17 protein-coding genes are annotated in these 16,763 nt (G+C 41.5%); 11 read left to right on the top strand and 6 right to left on the bottom strand.

The genetic code is table 11. The annotated features are described in order from the left end of the window. The first annotated feature begins 87 nt into the window (after positions 1 to 87). Together radC and FTT71_RS12350 are read left to right on the top strand one after the other, a co-directional pair. On the top strand, positions 88 to 786 hold the full coding sequence (radC, locus tag FTT71_RS12355; RefSeq protein WP_104853058.1) for a DNA repair protein RadC: 699 nt from the start codon (positions 88 to 90) through the stop codon (positions 784 to 786). A 68-nt stretch (positions 787 to 854) separates the two neighbouring features. Then, entirely contained in the window at positions 855 to 1,763 is a 909-nt protein-coding gene (locus tag FTT71_RS12350; protein ID WP_154321041.1) for a bestrophin family protein, read from the top strand. Between the two features lie 105 nt (positions 1,764 to 1,868). Here the strand turns inward: FTT71_RS12350 and FTT71_RS12345 are convergent, their stop codons facing one another. Next, positions 1,869 to 2,723 carry a PHP domain-containing protein gene (locus FTT71_RS12345; RefSeq protein ID WP_131261955.1) on the bottom strand — a complete coding sequence of 285 codons (855 nt, stop codon included), beginning with the start codon at positions 2,721 to 2,723 and terminating at the stop codon, positions 1,869 to 1,871. Between the two features lie 45 nt (positions 2,724 to 2,768). On the opposite strand from FTT71_RS12345, the gene FTT71_RS12340 reads away from it, so the two are divergent. From FTT71_RS12340 to mnmC, 4 genes are read left to right on the top strand one after another with little or no spacing between them, the layout of a single operon-like run. After that, complete coding sequence (locus FTT71_RS12340) at positions 2,769 to 3,380, top strand: inner membrane-spanning protein YciB (protein WP_167845781.1); 612 nt, start codon at positions 2,769 to 2,771, stop codon at positions 3,378 to 3,380. 29 nt (positions 3,381 to 3,409) lie between these two features. Next, positions 3,410 to 3,712 (top strand): YciI family protein, encoded by a 303-nt coding sequence (locus FTT71_RS12335; protein ID WP_004976238.1) that lies wholly within the window; start codon positions 3,410 to 3,412, stop codon positions 3,710 to 3,712. Between the two features lie 5 nt (positions 3,713 to 3,717). After that, a complete protein-coding gene (locus FTT71_RS12330) occupies positions 3,718 to 4,173 on the top strand; it encodes a hypothetical protein (protein ID WP_004976237.1) in 456 nt (151 codons plus the stop codon). 37 nt (positions 4,174 to 4,210) lie between these two features. Beyond that, on the top strand, positions 4,211 to 6,112 hold the full coding sequence (gene mnmC, locus FTT71_RS12325) for an FAD-dependent 5-carboxymethylaminomethyl-2-thiouridine(34) oxidoreductase MnmC (RefSeq protein ID WP_179991585.1): 1,902 nt from the start codon (positions 4,211 to 4,213) through the stop codon (positions 6,110 to 6,112). Positions 6,113 to 6,191: 79 nt separating this feature from the next. On the opposite strand, the gene FTT71_RS12320 is transcribed toward mnmC, so the two are convergent. Beyond that, complete coding sequence (locus tag FTT71_RS12320; protein WP_004976235.1) at positions 6,192 to 6,506, bottom strand: rhodanese-like domain-containing protein; 315 nt, start codon at positions 6,504 to 6,506, stop codon at positions 6,192 to 6,194. A gap of 92 nt (positions 6,507 to 6,598) precedes the next feature. Between FTT71_RS12320 and FTT71_RS12315 the strand changes: the two genes are divergently transcribed. Continuing rightward, positions 6,599 to 7,087, top strand: coding sequence for a YajQ family cyclic di-GMP-binding protein (locus FTT71_RS12315; RefSeq protein ID WP_004976234.1), 489 nt, complete (start codon positions 6,599 to 6,601; stop codon positions 7,085 to 7,087). Positions 7,088 to 7,099: 12 nt separating this feature from the next. After that, positions 7,100 to 7,603, top strand: a complete 504-nt coding sequence (locus FTT71_RS12310; RefSeq protein WP_179991584.1) for a DUF4442 domain-containing protein — start codon at positions 7,100 to 7,102, stop codon at positions 7,601 to 7,603. 85 nt (positions 7,604 to 7,688) lie between these two features. Here FTT71_RS12310 and FTT71_RS12305 read toward each other — a convergent pair whose 3' ends face one another. Genes FTT71_RS12305 through FTT71_RS12295 form a run of 3 tightly spaced genes read right to left on the bottom strand, consistent with a single transcriptional unit; the run spans position 7,689 to position 9,491 of the window. Then, positions 7,689 to 8,135: an acyl-CoA thioesterase gene (locus tag FTT71_RS12305; RefSeq protein ID WP_218944582.1), complete on the bottom strand. Its 447-nt coding sequence runs from the start codon at positions 8,133 to 8,135 to the stop codon at positions 7,689 to 7,691. A gap of 27 nt (positions 8,136 to 8,162) precedes the next feature. Further along, positions 8,163 to 8,594, bottom strand: coding sequence for a thioredoxin TrxC (gene trxC, locus FTT71_RS12300; protein WP_070153832.1), 432 nt, complete (start codon positions 8,592 to 8,594; stop codon positions 8,163 to 8,165). Continuing rightward, positions 8,595 to 9,491: an alpha/beta hydrolase gene (locus tag FTT71_RS12295; protein ID WP_180161005.1), complete on the bottom strand. Its 897-nt coding sequence runs from the start codon at positions 9,489 to 9,491 to the stop codon at positions 8,595 to 8,597. A 123-nt stretch (positions 9,492 to 9,614) separates the two neighbouring features. Here FTT71_RS12295 and FTT71_RS12290 point away from each other — a divergent pair, with 123 nt between their 5' ends. Beyond that, positions 9,615 to 9,950 (top strand): TIGR01244 family sulfur transferase, encoded by a 336-nt coding sequence (locus FTT71_RS12290; protein WP_096902417.1) that lies wholly within the window; start codon positions 9,615 to 9,617, stop codon positions 9,948 to 9,950. Further along, the gene (locus FTT71_RS12285) at positions 9,943 to 10,365 is read left to right on the top strand and encodes a beta-lactamase hydrolase domain-containing protein (RefSeq protein WP_180061267.1); all 423 of its coding nucleotides are present in this window, start codon (positions 9,943 to 9,945) and stop codon (positions 10,363 to 10,365) included. Before FTT71_RS12290 ends, FTT71_RS12285 begins: the two co-directional genes overlap by 8 nt. A gap of 158 nt (positions 10,366 to 10,523) precedes the next feature. On the opposite strand, the gene FTT71_RS12280 is transcribed toward FTT71_RS12285, so the two are convergent. Beyond that, a complete protein-coding gene (locus FTT71_RS12280; RefSeq protein WP_180161004.1) occupies positions 10,524 to 15,008 on the bottom strand; it encodes a hypothetical protein in 4,485 nt (1,494 codons plus the stop codon). Positions 15,009 to 15,217: 209 nt separating this feature from the next. On the opposite strand from FTT71_RS12280, the gene FTT71_RS12275 reads away from it, so the two are divergent. Then, positions 15,218 to 16,597, top strand: a complete 1,380-nt coding sequence (locus FTT71_RS12275; protein WP_180161003.1) for a dihydrolipoyl dehydrogenase — start codon at positions 15,218 to 15,220, stop codon at positions 16,595 to 16,597. The last annotated feature ends 166 nt before the right edge of the window (positions 16,598 to 16,763 follow it).

Below are 16,763 nucleotides of genomic sequence, written 5' to 3'. Positions count from 1 at the left end.
GCGCTCACAATAGCATTAAATAATGTCATTCCCAAGAGATCTGTTGGGATTTAAGTTTCAAATTTAGAATAAAAAAGTCAAATAACAATGCATTTATCTATTAAACATTGGCCTGAACAAGAACGGCCACGTGAGCGTCTGATTCAAAATGGTGCTGCAAGTTTGTCCGATGCCGAACTACTGGCTATTTTCCTGCGCTCAGGCTCGCAACAACATTCTGCGGTGGAGTTGGCACGATTGCTAATTCAGCATTTTGGCAATCTCACTACTTTACTCGATGCACCCATTGCCGAGTTGTGTCAATTTCACGGCATGGGTAACAGTAAATATTCACAGCTCATGGCAGTTAAAGAACTCGGACGGCGTTATGTGGCTGAACATTTAAAACAAGATGCGCTAGAGCTTAGCAACTCCAAACGTTTGATGGAGTATTTGCGTTTTGAACTTTTGGGCGAAACCCAAGAAGTGTTTGCGGTACTTTGTCTAGATGCCTGTTTACGCAAAATCAGCTTTAAAAAGTTATTTTATGGCGCAGTGAATTCGTGTGAAATTTCTATTAATCAATTGCTGCGTTTTGCAATTAGCCAACACGCTACGGCGATTGTGATTGCACACAATCATCCTTTCGGATTGCCACATCCCTCACGTGCAGATTTAATCCTGACGCAGCAGATTCAGCAAGCCTGTCAGTTGCTAGAGCTGCGTTTGATCGATCACTGTATCATCTCAAGTGAAGGTAATTTTTCCTTTGCCGAACAACAACTGCTTAAATTTGAGCACACTTAAAATTTGCATATTGACAAAGCCTGCACAAGCACAGAAGATCATCAAAAAATTGTGATGATTCTAATAAAATGATAGTCGATCAACCCAGTGTATTTAACTTACTGTTTTCTTGGCGGGGCACGATTTTACCGAAGGTCTTACCGCCTTTGGGCTTGGTGATGTTGATCTCCACCATTATTGGCGGTTTGTCTTATATTGGTTATTTTCATTTTCCAGAATTGCCTTTGGTTGGCTTTACTTTAATTGGGGTGGTGCTGTCGATTTTTTTGGGCTTTAAAAACTCTGCCTGTTATGACCGTTGGTGGGAGGCACGTAAACTTTGGGGCATGCTGATTGCCAACGCGCGCCACTTTGACCGCGACTGCCGTATACTTAGTCAAGCACGACGTGAACGCGTCATTCAGCACGTCATTGTATTTGCCAATGTCTTGCGCGACCGCCTGCGTCATCAAACTGCCAATCCAACCGAGTTAATTCAAACCAGTGGCATGAGTCAGCAAGCAATTACCCAACTGTATCAACAAGCCAATGCGCCGCAATACACGCTCAGTTTGATTCAATGGGAGTTAATGCAAGCACTTAAAGAGGGCGAAATTTCCGATATTATTTACACACAAATGAATCAACACGTCACAGAGCTGAGTTTGGTACTCACGGGTTGTGACCGTATTGCTACCACACCGCTCCCTTTTGCGTATTCAGTCCTACTTAACCGAACAGTGTACTTTTTCTGTTTTATGTTGCCCTTTAGTTTAGGGTCTACACTCGGATTGGCGACTCCGCTTTTGGTCGGTATTTTGGCTTATACTTTTTTAGGTCTGGATGCGCTCAGTTCTGAAATTGAAGAACCTTTTGGCACGCAAAGCAATGACTTACCTTTAGATGCCATGGTAAGAACCATTGAAATTGAATTATTGGGTACGTTGGGTAAACCAACGCCACCACCAATTCAGGCACAGGACAATAATTTGCTTTAGACCCTCTTCCCAACCTTCTCCCAGAGGGAGAAGGAGTTTTTATCCTTTCTAAATTTTAATAATGGATATCACATCTGCTTATATGAGAAGGTTGGGATGAGGGAGTTACTCAACAAAACTCTCCCAAATCCCAATTTGACCATCTTTCACCCGCGGAATATTGCCCAATTTAATCCACGGCATATTTTCACCATGAAAATCACTGCCGACAGATACTTTTAGACCATGTTCAGCAATCATGCGATCCACCATTTGACGGGTCGATGCAGGGTCAATATTAGGCGGCAATTCCACAGCATCCCCCCCATATTTGGCAAAAATTTCAATCAAATAACGAATATTGGTGGCAGATAAATCATAACGGGTGGGATGTGCCAATACAGCAAAGCCCTGACTGTCATGAATTACCCGAATCGTATCTTCCAAACTCAAGCCGTCAAATTTCACATAAGCCTTTTTGCCTTCTTTAATATATTTATCAAAGGCTTGCTGCACACGCGTAACAATGCCTTTTTCCTGTAAAGTTTTGGCAATGTGTGTGCGAGTAATCCGATCTGCTACGCCTTCGACTTTAAGAAGTACATCATTATAAATATCTTGTCCAATCAGCGGAGTGAGTAAATCACAAATTTGTTTGGCACGTTCTGCACGAATTTGTTTTTGCTGTTCCAGCAGCGCCTGTAAAGGTGCAGGATTTTGCATGTTTAGCGCCACCACATGCACGCTATAGCTTTTTTTAGTGGCAGGACGTGACCATTGACTGGAAATTTCCACTCCCGAAATAATCTTTAAATCTTGCCCCTGAGCCGCTTGCTCTGCCAAAGCCAGCCCATCCATTGTGTCATGATCAGTCAATGCCAAGGTATGAATGCCCTGCTGAATTGCCGCAGACACCAATTCTCCAGGTGACAAAGTTCCATCAGAAATATTACTGTGTGTATGTAAATCTACGCCGTGCATCACTTATACTATGTCATTTATTTGATCAGATTTAGATACTCTAACATGAAAGCACTTTTAGACTTTGTGCCCCTCATTATTTTCTTTTATTTATACAAAACTGTAGATCCAAAAGACACTAATCATCAATTACTACAACTCATCGGCTCTGCAGGCGGTGTCGATAACAACCATATTTTGGTGGCCACCACAGGTCTGATCATCTCGATGTTAGTGGTGTACGGCGCATTGTTCATCATGCAAAAATTCCGTTTAGATAAACAACAGTGGATTGTGCTGTTTATGACCGTAATTTTTGGTGGCGTTACTTTAATGTTAAGCGATGACTTTTATATTCGCCTGAAAGCTGCCATTTTAAACATTGTATTTGCAGGTGCTTTTTTGCTATCACCATGGTTCAGCAAAGACCGTAAACCACTGATTCAACGCTTATTCGGGCCTGTGTTCAACTTGACCGAAGCTGGCTGGAAAAACCTGAATTATACTTGGGCAGCCATGTTTGCAGTCATGTCTTTCCTACACATATTTTTTGCATTTTTATTTATGGACGGAAAATATTGGGGCGAATTCACTGCTTTTGGTGACATGATTGTGATGTTTTCCTTTATCATTGTGCAGTTTATTGTATTGCGCAAATACTTTAAAACATCTGAATAATTTCTGATCTGCGATATTCGAGAGTAACTATGCCTTTATTTGTTCTGAGTTGTACTGACCGTGAAGGTACACTGGAAAAACGTCTTGCGACCCGTCCTGCACATCTTGCACGTTTGCAACAACTCGATGCCGAAGGTCGCTTAATTGTGGCGGGGGCAATGCCAAAAGACCCAAGCAATCCACAAGCAGGCTTTTATGGCAGCACCATGATTGTCGATTTTGACAGTCGTGAAGCACTCGATGCTTGGCTACAAGATGAACCTTTCTTAAAAGAAGGCGTATATAGCCACATTGACGTTAAGCCATTCAATAAAGCATTCCCTCAAGGATAAGCGCTATGCGTTTCGTTGTTGCCAGTGTTGTTGCTGTTCTGCTCAGTTCACCTGTATATGCAGTTGAGCCAGCCACAACCACACCTACTGCACCTGCTCCTGCTGCTGTGACCAACACGGCAGCTGTAGCAACAGCCAATGGGGTTACTCCTGCACAAGATAAGCCCCTGACTGCAGAACAAATTGCCAAAAATAAAGCCCTTCAGGAAGCTAAAACCAAAGCCTTGATTAAAGATCAGAGCACACGTTTGCAACAACTTGAACAGGCAAACCTCGATGCTTTGGCACAGAATCAGGAACTGCAACTTAAAAACGATAATTTAGGCGTGCAAGTTCAAGTACTGCAAAGTGAACGCAGTGCGCAAATGTTTTTATACGGTGCTGCAACACTCGCGGTTGGCGTATTGCTCGGCTTCTTAATTGCTAGCTATGTCTATACCAAACGTCGCCGCCAATGGTAAGGTGAGCATTCACCTCTTGATTTAAGGTACTCTGGTTTTGTTTCAGCCTATTCAAACTGCCGAGCTGGATTGGCAACTGGTCGATGGTATTGATGTGCCCATTTCCAAACAATTTGGCGATGTGTATTTCTCTAAAGACAACGGTTTATTAGAAACACGGCATGTGTTTTTACAGGGCAATGACTTACCCATCCGTTTAGCAGCGCTGAATGATTTTGAATATTTTTGTGTAGGCGAAACAGGCTTTGGTACAGGCTTAAATATTTTAGCGCTCTGGCAATTATGGCAACAGGTACGTCCCAATAATCGCAGCCATTTACACGCAATTTCTGTCGAAAAATTTCCACTTTGCAAAGCCGATCTTATACGTGCCTTAGCGGCTTGGCCCGAACTCAGTCATCTGTCTGAACAGCTGATTCAGCAATACCCTGCCGCTATTGCAGGCTGTCATCGTTTAAACTTTCCAGATGAACGCTTTAGCCTAGATTTATGGCTAGGCGATGCTCAGGAAGTTTTTCCTGTCATTGCTAAAACTGCTCCTGTCAATGCGTGGTTTTTAGATGGCTTTGCACCCGCCTGTAACCCCGATATGTGGCAGGAAACCGTGCTCAACCCGATTGTAGCACTGTCCGATTATGGCACGACTTTTGCCTCATTTAGTGTGGCAGGCGTACTCAAACGTGGCTTAAAACAACACGGTATTCACATCACCCGCCCACGCGGTTTTGGGCATAAACGGGAAATGCTGAAAGCCATCTGGCAAGCGCCTGAAATAGAGCCAATATCCGATCAGAACGAAACTCAAATTACAACAAATACCACAACAAGCAACCAACAGCGCCATATTGCGATCATAGGCGCAGGAATTGCGGGTTTAAGCTGTGCGTGGGCATTTTCCCAACGAGGGCATCAAGTCACGCTCTATGACCAAACAGCGCCACTTGCAGGCGGTTCTGGCAATCCTTTGGCACTCTTAAACCCAAAACTTTGCCCAATTCATCAAAGTGCTGATCATTTAATGACTTTGGCATGGCAACATGCTTTAAATCACTATGCCGCATTCAAAGCATTTCGTCCGTTGCAGATTCATCAACTGGCACTTAAACATGCCGATGAATTGCTGGATTTAGCCACACAATATCCAAAAGGTATTTTAGCAGCACAGAGTGCAACCGAACTTACGCCACAAAGCGACTTTGCCAGTTTAAACTTATTGCAAGCAGGAGCAGTTTCTCCACATCAACTGCGTGATGAAATTCTTGCGCATCCGCACATTCAGTTTCAGCAAGCTCAAATTAAACAAATCACCACGACAGCACAGCAACTGATCTTACACAGCGTAGATACTGAACTTGGAACATTTGATCATGTCATCGTCTGTGCAGCGCTGCAAAGCGGTGCTTTTTTTGAGCATTACCCTGTGCTTAAACCCATTCGTGGGCAAGTTAGCTGGGTAAATAATACAGATCAGGCTTTGCCATTATCACAAGCCTATAGCTATGGCGGCTATTGCATGCAGCTCAATGCCGATCAACTGATTTTAGGTGCATCGTTTTATCCAAATCGGGAAGATTGTGACGTCTTGGCAGAAGACCATGTGCATAACTACGAACTTATCCACAGTGTCTTTCCTGCGTATGCCGAAAACTTAGCACCCGTAGATACTTGGCAAGGTCGCGCTTCGCTACGCGCCCAAAGTAAGGATTATTTTCCCCTACTTGGCAAAATGCGTGATGATCAGGAAATTTACAGCTTTGCAGGACTCGGTTCTAAAGGCTTTTTATTTGCCCCGTTGTGCAGTGAAATACTGGCGGCACAAGTTTTAGCAGAAGCCTGCGCTGTACCTAAAAACTTAGTACAAAAACTGGCAGCTACACGTTTTCAGAAAAAGGTGAAAACCAAGAAGCCTTATTTTAAAGCTCCTCCACCTTCAAGCTAACGCTCGCTTAGAGAAAATAGAAATAAAACGATACCCAACAAAAAAGCGCCTTACGGCGCTTTCTTCATATTGATGATACTTAGTGACCTTGTTCCAAAGGCATGCCTGCGTCGCGCGCAGCACGTGTACCACCCATTAAAACCACATATTCACGTGAGCTGTCCAAACCTTCTAGTTTTTCCGCTGCACGTGGGGCTTTACTTCCGCCACCACATAAAATGTAAATGGGTTGATCCGCCGACACCTGAGTAAGACTCTCTGCTGATAGATCGTTAATTGGCTGATTCACAGCACCTTTAACATGAGCTTCTGCATAAGCACTTGCATCACGTACATCCCAGATAATCGCGTCAGCTGGGAACTCAAATGTTGTAATTTCTTGTTTACGGATCATTGCGCACTCCTTTGATGTAAAACAACACTTGGCAAATGAAGAAAACATCCCTAGCATCTCAGATATTGTTTCCATTTGCAAAGGTCTTCATTATGCCTTCTTTCGATATTGTTTCTGAATTAGAACTTTTTGAAGTGAATCATGCGGTTCAAAACACACAAAAAGAAATCGGTACTCGTTTCGATTTTCGTGGTCAGGATGTTTCTATCGACCTCAATGAAAAAAACAAAGAGATTAAAATCTCCACTGAAAGTGATTTCCAATGTGAGCAAGTGTATACCATGCTCGAAAATCACTTCTATAAGCGTAAAGTCGACATTCAGGCGCTTGACCCACAAAAAATGACCGCATCAGGTAAAAATGTGATTCAAGTGATCAAACTTAAAGATGGTCTTGACTCAGATACCGCAAAAAAAATTAACAAAGCCATTAAAGACAGTGGCATTAAAGTGCAATCTTCTATTCAGGGTGACAAAATTCGTGTGACCGACAAGAAACGCGACACATTGCAACAAGTAATGGCGTTCTTGAAAGAGCAACAATTTGGTCTGCCACTGCAATTTAACAACTTTAAAGATTAATTTGGGGATGTCATGACACCAACCAATCGCTTAAACAAACTGGTCAAAGCAACATCAAAATTGCCGAAAGGCATTCAAAGCCGCCTTTTGAGTCAAGCCTTTGGTCGTGTCGTGCCGATGGTGGGCACTGCGAAAATTCGCTATCAAGAAGTAACCCCATCGCAAGTGGTGGTCAGTCTTGCCAATCATAAAGCCATGCAAAACCATATTGGACAGGTACATGCCTGTGCTATGGCGCTGCTTGCCGAAACTGCTACAGGTTTTGTGACTGCTATGAATGTACCTGATAGTGCCATTGTGCTGATTAAAAGCCTGAAAGTGGACTTTAAACGTCCAACTCAAGGTGCAATGACAGCCATTGCCACACTCAGCCCAGAACAGCAACAACGCATGCACAGCACCGACAAAGGCGAAACACTGGTCAATGTCAGTGTGATTGATGAATCAGGCGAAGCCCCGATTCAGTGTGAAATGTTGTGGGCATGGGTGTCAAAATCACATTTAAAGCAGAAATAAGCCTAACGCCTGTTTCCTCTCCAAGAAAAAATCCCAGCTACTGTGCTGGGATTTTTTTCATTACGATGTTTGACTAGCTTGATACTTATGATGCTTGACTAGCCTGAGCTTCTAAAAACTTCTGTTTGGCTTCTTCAGGAATCTGACGTTTTGAGCCTTTGACATCAACCGCAACAAAGGTAAATACCCCTTCGGTAACACGCACAGCTTCACGTGAATCATCATGGCTGTCCCACACTTCAATTTGCATTTGAATTGAAGTATTGCCCACTTTCAAAATTTTGGTGTAGCAACTGATCACATCGCCCACTTTTACAGGCACCAAAAAAGTCATTTGGTTAATGGAAATCGTGGCACAACGTCCTTTACTAAAACGCTCGGCATGAATCGCACCTGCCAAGTCCATCTGTGAAACGATCCAGCCTCCAAAGACATCTCCACTCCAGTTGGTATCTGCTGGCATGGCAATTGTTTGTAGGGAAAGCACTCCCTCTGGTTTTACATGAGAATCTGACACGTTCACTCCGGACATTTGCATTAAATTAGCACGAACAGTGCATTAAGACTGGGCATTGAGTTGCTGATCCAACCACTGTTGTAATTCAGTCGCTCGTAGCGCGCCGCTTATTCTAGCAATTTCATTGCTTTTATTCATCAATACCAGTGTTGGAATACTGCGCACATGGAATGCACTGCTTAAGCGTGGATTGGCCTCGGTATCAATTTTGGCAAACACCACCTGCGGATTCTGCTTGGCAACTGTTGCAAAATGTGGTGCCATCATCTTGCAAGGACCACACCAGTCCGCCCAAAGATCAATCAGAATAGGTAAATCGCTATTTTGGATAAAATTACTGAAATTTTGCTCATTCAATTCAATGGGTGCAAGCGGAATCAGCGCTTGATGACACTGCCCACATGCAGGATTGGCAGATAATTTATCTTCAGGTACACGGTTTTTTGCACCACATCCAGGGCATACAATAATCATTTACTGAACTCCAAACAGTTGCTGTAAAAACTCTAATTGGGTCTGAATGGCTTTTTTAAACCATTCACCATGATAAATATCGAAATGTTGCATATCCCACTCTTCATATTGCACATAAGGCGCAATATTGGTGGCCGTTTCACGACTCGATTCAATTGGAATCAGGCTGTCACGCTGTGCAGCAATAAATAACACAGGGATGTTGATTTGCCGCACTTCTTGAATGGGGCGATAACGAATCAAATTAAAAAACACCCGAGCAGGAATTTCCCCACTCCAGTAATGGTCGGGGTTCACAATTGACATATAACCTGCATAACTGTCTGCAGTCGGTAAAAAACATAGTTCTTTTTGCGCCACCACTGCAAGCGTTTTGGGTGACATCCCCACCTTTGCTCCCATATAGTCCTGACTGGAAATTTTTAGGGCTTTCGGAAGTTGCTGCAAAGGATATAACTTGGCACTTTCCGCACCATCTACAAAAGGCACTTGTACCATGACCGCGGCAATATTGTGTAAGCGTGAGGCCAAACTGAGTACATATCCACCGCTCAGCGATGTTCCCCATAAAATCATGCGTTTGGCATCAATCGACTTGCGTTCTGCAACATGTGAGATCATGCTGCGCCAATCATCCAGCTGTGCCTCTATGGATACCAACTCACGTGGACGCCCCGTACTCCCGCCCCAATAACGATAATCAAATAGCACCACGGCATAGCCTGCCTGAGCAAAATATTGTGCGTATTGCACCAATTTAAAATGACGCAAGGCCGCCAGACCATGCGCCATCAGAATTACCGCGGGTTTTTCTATAGATTTAGGGCGATAAAAGTCTGCAGCAATCACCTCGTGATCACTTTTGACATATAAAGGCTCGACCGTATAGGAATGCATAAGCGCTCCATTGCGTTATTTTATCGTTATCGTCGTTATAAATATTTCAGAACATTCTGCTCTTGAATCTGCTTAATGCTATCATAAAGCATATTGTCATGAATAAAATGATGGAGTATTCCCATGTCTGAACAAGTCGGTTTTGCGGGTCAAATTGGTCCTGAACATGTGAGCCAAGTTGTAGAGAAAGGCTTTAAGTCAATTATTAATAACCGCCCAGATATGGAAGGTGGTGCTGAGCAACCAACCAGTGCGCAAATTGAAGAAGCTGCACGTGCAGCAGGCTTAGATTATGTCTATCAACCTGTGGTGTCTGGTCAAATTACTGAAGTCGATGTGCGTACTTTTGCCAATCACTATAATGAATTGCCAAAACCTGTGTTGATGTTCTGCCGTACAGGTAACCGCTCAAACAACTTATTCCAGTTGGCAAAACAAATGGATTTGTTGGATGACTAAACCCATCCTCAAATATGTATTTTGCTGTGTTCTGATCTGTAGCAGTATCTCACTGAGTCACGCTCAAAACGATGTTCAGACTTTAAATACCAAAGTCAGTGTTGCAGGTCAGATGAATGCTGCCAAATTTTCACAGTTGATGCGACAAGGTTTTAAATCGGTGATTGTGAACCGTCCTGATCAAGAGATAGGCAATGTGGTCAAGGTCAGCGAATTACGCAATATCGCGGAAAAATCCCAGATCAGTGTGATTTATCAACCTGTCAACAGCGGTAAAATTTCTCAAACAGATATTCTTGAATTTGCCAAATATTATAATGAGCTTCCAAAACCCATTCTGATGATTTGTCGTAGTGGCGCTCGTTCTAGTGCGTTATTTCATCAGGCAAAATTTCAAGGTTTGTTGCATGAATAAAGTTTTATTGGTGATGATGTGTGTCTTGGCGCTGAGTGCTTGTAGTTCTATGCAAGTACGCCCGACGGTGGGTGTGAGTGTGGGGACTTCGCTTTAATTTTTAAATTGAAATCCCCATAAAAAAAACAGCGCCGAAGCGCTGTTTTTTTAGTTTTTAATTATGGGCATGTTGTTGTATTTACACCATACGGACTTTGCAGGTTAGGTCCAAATGTGCCATTCGAGCTATAATCGCTAGTTAAAGCAGGTAAAGTTAAATTATAAGTTGTTCTTTGTGGCAATGAAGTGATTGTAGATGCTGCACCAATTTGAACATTTAACCAATTCGCATAAATTTTTGGATAACGGATCGTAAAGTCAAATTTACCATCTTTATCCGTTGTATATTTAGCGGTTTCTCCTTGCCCTAGGAATGTTGGAACTTTTACAGGTACATTCATAACTTCAGGATTAGTAATAGCTACACCTGAAGCATTTGCTGGACAAACACTGATTGGCTGAGTGCTTAGGCTTGCAGGTACATCATCTGTATCATCAGCTGGCGTACCGTTATTATTCATGACTACACCATTGCGCTCATAATGATTTGGATTCGTCAAATCATAGTAACGTTCGCCTGCGGCAATCCATTGTTCACGAGCTGATTTTTCACCTAACTTAACTGAGTTTCTCCAGATGTACTGACCTTTACGGTAAGTAATAGGTGTAATATCCATCACAACTTCTTGATTAGCTAGCGGCTTACCATCAAAGTCAACCACACTCACAGAAAGGTTACGTGTGTAATAAACTCCATCACTCGATGAACCAACTTCCGTTGGGTTTACTCCTATTACAATTGATGCAATTGGATTTTGTACTGCCGCCTGAACAATATCAACTTGGGTTACTTGAGTCGCATCAATAAAGCCTTCTTCTTTAAATCTCGCTGTTAAACGTAGATCTTCATCTGCAAATGTTGCGGCATCATAATTTTCATCACGTGCAAGTTCGTCTACTTGTACTTTAAATACGGCTTGTCCGTTGGCATCTGTGGTTAAACCTGATGCTCCTACAATTATTGCCCCGTTACGTGCAAAATTATCAATAGCCAATTCAACGTACTTATCAGCTATGCCACCACCATTAGCATCAACCAAAGTCACGGTAACATCCGTCATATCATTACGTACATTCATGATTGGTTTAGCAGCAGCAACACGTAAACTATAACGTGGAGGCTGTGGTTGAGGTGTTGGAGTCACAATAGGTGCAGGTGTAAATGCTGTTAAACGGTGTATTTGAGATACTGTACCTGCTTCATTAGTATGACTTGCAGTTAGCTCGATTCCACTTGCAATCAATAAGTCGGCATCAACTGTATTTCCATCAATCTCAACCGAGAAGAACGCATTACCTTTTGAATCCGTAATCACTGTTTGAGGTTCACTGGTATTGGTTTGATGCCCACTTCCTGGTGTACCAATAATTAAAGTAGCTGCGTTATTTGCAGACAGCCTTACTGGCTGATTACGAACTGGTTGGTTATTTTGGTCTAATAATGCAACAGTTACAATTGAACGGTCACCCGCAGTGCTTAAATTCGCTTTAGAACTCTGTATTGTTAAGTGATTCGTATTAATCGCTTCAGTGACTGTAAAGCTAAGCGTAGTTTCAAGCTTTTCACCTTTAGGGTTAGTAATAATACCTTTAACCTGAATACCATTGTCTAATAAAGCTTGTTTTGCAACTGCTGGAATATTCTTAGGTAATGTAAGAGTTACTGGCAATTGTCCATTAGCAGACGTTAAAACTGAATCTTCACTCAGTTTCACACCAGCTGAAATTGCCTCTGTATTCAATGCCAAATTCACAGGGTAAGCTGAGTTTGCGCCAAGCTCGTCCTTGACAGCAACTTGCATTGTATAACTCTTGCCTAATTCCAAATTAGATTGATCAGCAGTTAAACGTAAATTTACAGAATCTTTTGGAATCTCGACTTGAATCGAACTCGTTTGTTGTACTCGATCATTCGGGTTATTCAGACTTGTACCGACTACAGCAAAAACGATACCATTTTTGATCAAGCTTGCATCGTACGCACCTTCAGCAACACGAACAGTAAATTCTGCTTCACCCTTGCTGTTAGTTACAGCCGAGTTAGAAGATAAAGACACACGTGAGCTAGTTAACGAAGATAAAGCAATTTGAATTGGTGTATTTGGAATAATGACATTGTCTTTATCTTTCGCAACAATTTTAACACGAACTTCACCACCCAACACTGAAACAGTTTGAATATCATCTACATAGGTAATATCAAGACCTGCAAGCTCTGGTAAAATGACTGGTGGTTGTGCAACATCAACTTTCTTTGTAACAGTAAATGCGGAACCATCTGTACGAGTTGATTTCACGACTAACGTTAAACCATTCGCAATTAGATTCGTGAGTTCAGTAACATTGCCCGCTTTTACTTTAATTGTAAATTTTGCATGACCATTTACATCTGTGCGAATAGCTTGTGTAGAGTCATAACTCACACCATTATTTAATGCTGCATCATTTAAACCAATACTGATCAGCTGATTTTTAAGTAATTCGCCATCTGTACCTTTTGCGGTGACATCAACAGTTAATGTTTGCTCTTGGCCAACTGCTAGAGTCAAATCTCCCAACATATCAACTGTAAAGTGATCAAGATCAATCACACCTTGATCTGTTGGTGATTTGAAGTTCAGACGCAATGTTTGTGTCTTACCATTTGCTGAAGTTGCAACTAATGGTATACCTTGATTCGCTAAAGCTAAAGCAGCTTGCTCAGGCGATAAATTCGCCTTGTAAGCAAGAGTAAAAGTGGCATAACCATCGGCTTCAGTCTGTTTAGAAGACTGACCTGTATGACTTAAACCTAAATCTTTCAATTGTTCATCACTTAAAGACCCTGCAATACCTAGTGAAATAGTTTCACCTTTTAAGGCGCTACCATTCACACCCGTTGCTTTTACTTTAACTGTAATTATTTGATCTTTTGTATAATCAAATGCTGTCAGTATTGGATCTATAGATAAATAGCGCGTCGCTTCTTCAGAAACTTCTTCATCAGCAACTGTAATAGCAATAGCATTGCTTACACCATTATCAGTCGTAAAATTAGCTTTAATTCCTGCTTTTACCAATGCTTCTACTGCAGCAGGTGTTTGGGCATTAGTCTTAATATTAAAAGTGGCAAACCCGTTCACCAAGTCTTTTTCCGCAGCCCCATCCAATGTTACACCATTTGATGTTGCCTCAGCATTTAAGTCAAGTTTAACCTTACCTTTAGTTGCTGCTAAGCCTTTATTATTAATTGCCTTAACAGTTACAGCAACTGAATCATTTTTTGCATTCACTTTATATGAGGATGCAATTTCTAAACGCTGAATAGCTTCGGCATCCGAAGCATTTACATTTTCTGTTACCACATCAACGATAACACTACCAGAAGCAAGGTTAATACCATCTGTATAGGTTGCGCTTAACGAAATACCTGTGTCGGATAAAGCAAGTGGATGTGTAACATCGGCCGTGCTAATCGTAAATTCTGCAATACCTTGTGCATTCGTTTTAGCAGTCGCATTATTGAGTTTAACGCCATACGCGAGCTCATTTTTTGTAAAGCTCAAACGAATCTCTTTTCCACTTAACGGTTCATGTTGATCATTCTTTGCTAATACTTGGATTTTTACAGGTGTTGTACTTTTCGCAGCAACAGCCTGATCTGGCTTAATTACTGAGAGAGTTGAGACAATCTGAGATGTGTCTTTAAATGTTAAATCTGCTATTGCGGTTTTTTCAGCTTTATGTTCATCAACTAGCAAAAAACTTAATGTTTCAGACTTACCCGCGAAAGTAGCAAGATCAGCTGATGTAAAATTGCTACTCGCTTTAAGTGTATATTTCACCTCACCCTGAGCATTTGTTTGTTGAGTTGCTGCGCCATTAGCGATAATAAATTTACCGCGCATCGCTTCAGGCATATTTAAAGTAACAGACTGATTCGCTTTAATGCCACCCTTAGCATCTGTTACAGTCGCAACAACATCAATACTGCCATTCGGTAGATTTAATACAGCACCTTGGGTCACATTGATTCTATAGTCACTGACAATCGTACTACTTTTCTTAATATTTAAAGTGTAGGGAATACTAACTGAAGTGCCATCCACAGTAGCTGTTAATTGTACTTTCCCATCCGCTACTGCTAATTCACGAACATTAATTTCAAAAACAGCTACACCATTTTCACCCGTCGCAACCAAAGAGTTAGTGCTGGTTACACCAAATGTATTTTCCGCAATTGATAAGCGAATATTTTTGTTGGCAATACCACCATTGTCAGCATTTAAGGCTTTGACCGCCAAATAAACTTTTGAATTATCTGGTGCAAGTTGAATTTCTTGTTCACTCGCATTCTGTAAAACTCTTGTTAAACTGGTTGCCACCTGTGATGTGTCAGGGGTTGAAGTATTTCCACCATCGTTATTTGGCGGATTCGTAGTACTATTATTGTCTGTATTGTAATAACCATCACTTCCACCACCACCACACGCAACCAATGCGATAGAAGAAGCCAATACTGTAGACTTTACCCCTAATTTTTTTAAGTTAATAAAATATGTCATATTCGTACCCATCGTTTTTATAAATGTCACAGACCCGCAAGATAGTTTACGGCTTTTAACGGAATTTACTCAAAATTACAAAAACTTTCAATGTAAATATTCCAAACCACAAATTAAATCGTGATATCGGCTGTTAATTGTAGTTATTTCAACTTAAAGGTTATAAATTAAATATTAGTTAACCATTTAATAAAATAGGTGTAACCATCATGTACGACCTCATTATTATTGGTGCAGGTACCGCAGGCATTAGCGCCTATAAAGAAGCAATTAAATACACCCAAAACCTACTCATCATCAATCACGGTCCATGGGACACCACCTGTTCCCGTGTTGGTTGTATGCCTAGCAAAGTCCTCATCTCTAGTGCCAATCGCATGCACGACATACAACATGCACAAGAAGTTGCACTCACGGTAGATGCAAAAATTGATACATCCCAAATCATGACGCACGTACGCCAATTACGTGATCGTTTTACCCGTGCCACACAAAAAGATGTAGATCGTTGGGAAGCATCCCATAAGATTTCAGGTTTTGCGACTTTTATAGATGCCCATACAATTCAAGTGAATGGACAGCAATATCAGGCAAAAGCTTTTATTATTGCAGTCGGTTCTACTCCTGCTTATGAGCAAGCATGGAAAGAAAAATTAGGCGAACGCTTAATCACATCAGATCAAATCTTTGAATTAGAGAACTTACCGCAATCTTTGGTCGTCATTGGCAGTGGTGTAATCGCAATCGAGTTAGCTCAAGCTATGCAACGCTTAGGGGTAGAGACCACTATTTTTGCCCGTAGTCGTAAAGTTGGTTCACTCCGCAGCCCAGAACTACAAACCATTGCACAAGATACACTCAGTCGAGAATTGAATATCAAATTTGAAACCTTGCCTACACAACTACAAAAAACAGAACAAGGCGTGAAAATTGAATATCAAGAAAATGGACAAATACAAAGCTTAACTGCCGATTATGTATTGGTTGCTACGGGTAGACGCAGCTATTTAGATCAGCTTCATCTTGAAAATATTGATACAAGTTTCAACAACATCAAACAACTCCCAATTGATCCTCATACCAAACAACTCGGACAGCATGCTATTTTTATTGTGGGTGATGCACACACGAATACTCCCATTCAACATGAAGCAGCACATGAAGGGCGTGCAGCCGTGCATAATTGTTTAAGCTTTCCAAACATTGAAAATATTAAAACATTAACACCCATGGGTATTGTGTTTAGCTCACCTGAAATGGCATCTGTAGGACAAAACTATAAACAACTGAAAGATCAAAATATTGCATTTACAACAGGCTTTGTTTCTTATGAAAAACAAGGTCGCGCCTTGGTGCTAGGAAAAAATAAAGGTGCGATTGAAGTTTATATTGATAATAAAAGTCAAAAGTTATTAGGTGCTGAATTATTTGTGGATGCTGCTGAGCACATGGCGCACTTATTGGCTTGGATGATTGATGAAGAACTCACACTTGAGGATATTTTAGATAAACCGTTCTACCATCCAACACTAGAAGAAGGTTTAAGAACAGCATTTAAACATGCACGTCGACAACTACGTGAAATCTAATCAAATTTAGAAAGTATGCTTACTCTTTAAAACCATCCCCTGATGGTTTTATTTTGCCTTCACTTTTTATAGTTTTTAATATTTTCTTTTCTACATAAAAAAACACCCCCAACATTTGTTGAGGGTGTTTGAATAATGAGCTGGCGATGACTTACTCTCACATGGG

Source organism: Acinetobacter sp. YH01004, assembly GCF_013420455.1.
Taxonomy (GTDB): domain Bacteria; phylum Pseudomonadota; class Gammaproteobacteria; order Pseudomonadales; family Moraxellaceae; genus Acinetobacter; species Acinetobacter towneri.
Note: the sequence above shows the minus strand (reverse complement) of the source record. Positions and strands in the feature narration are given on the sequence as shown.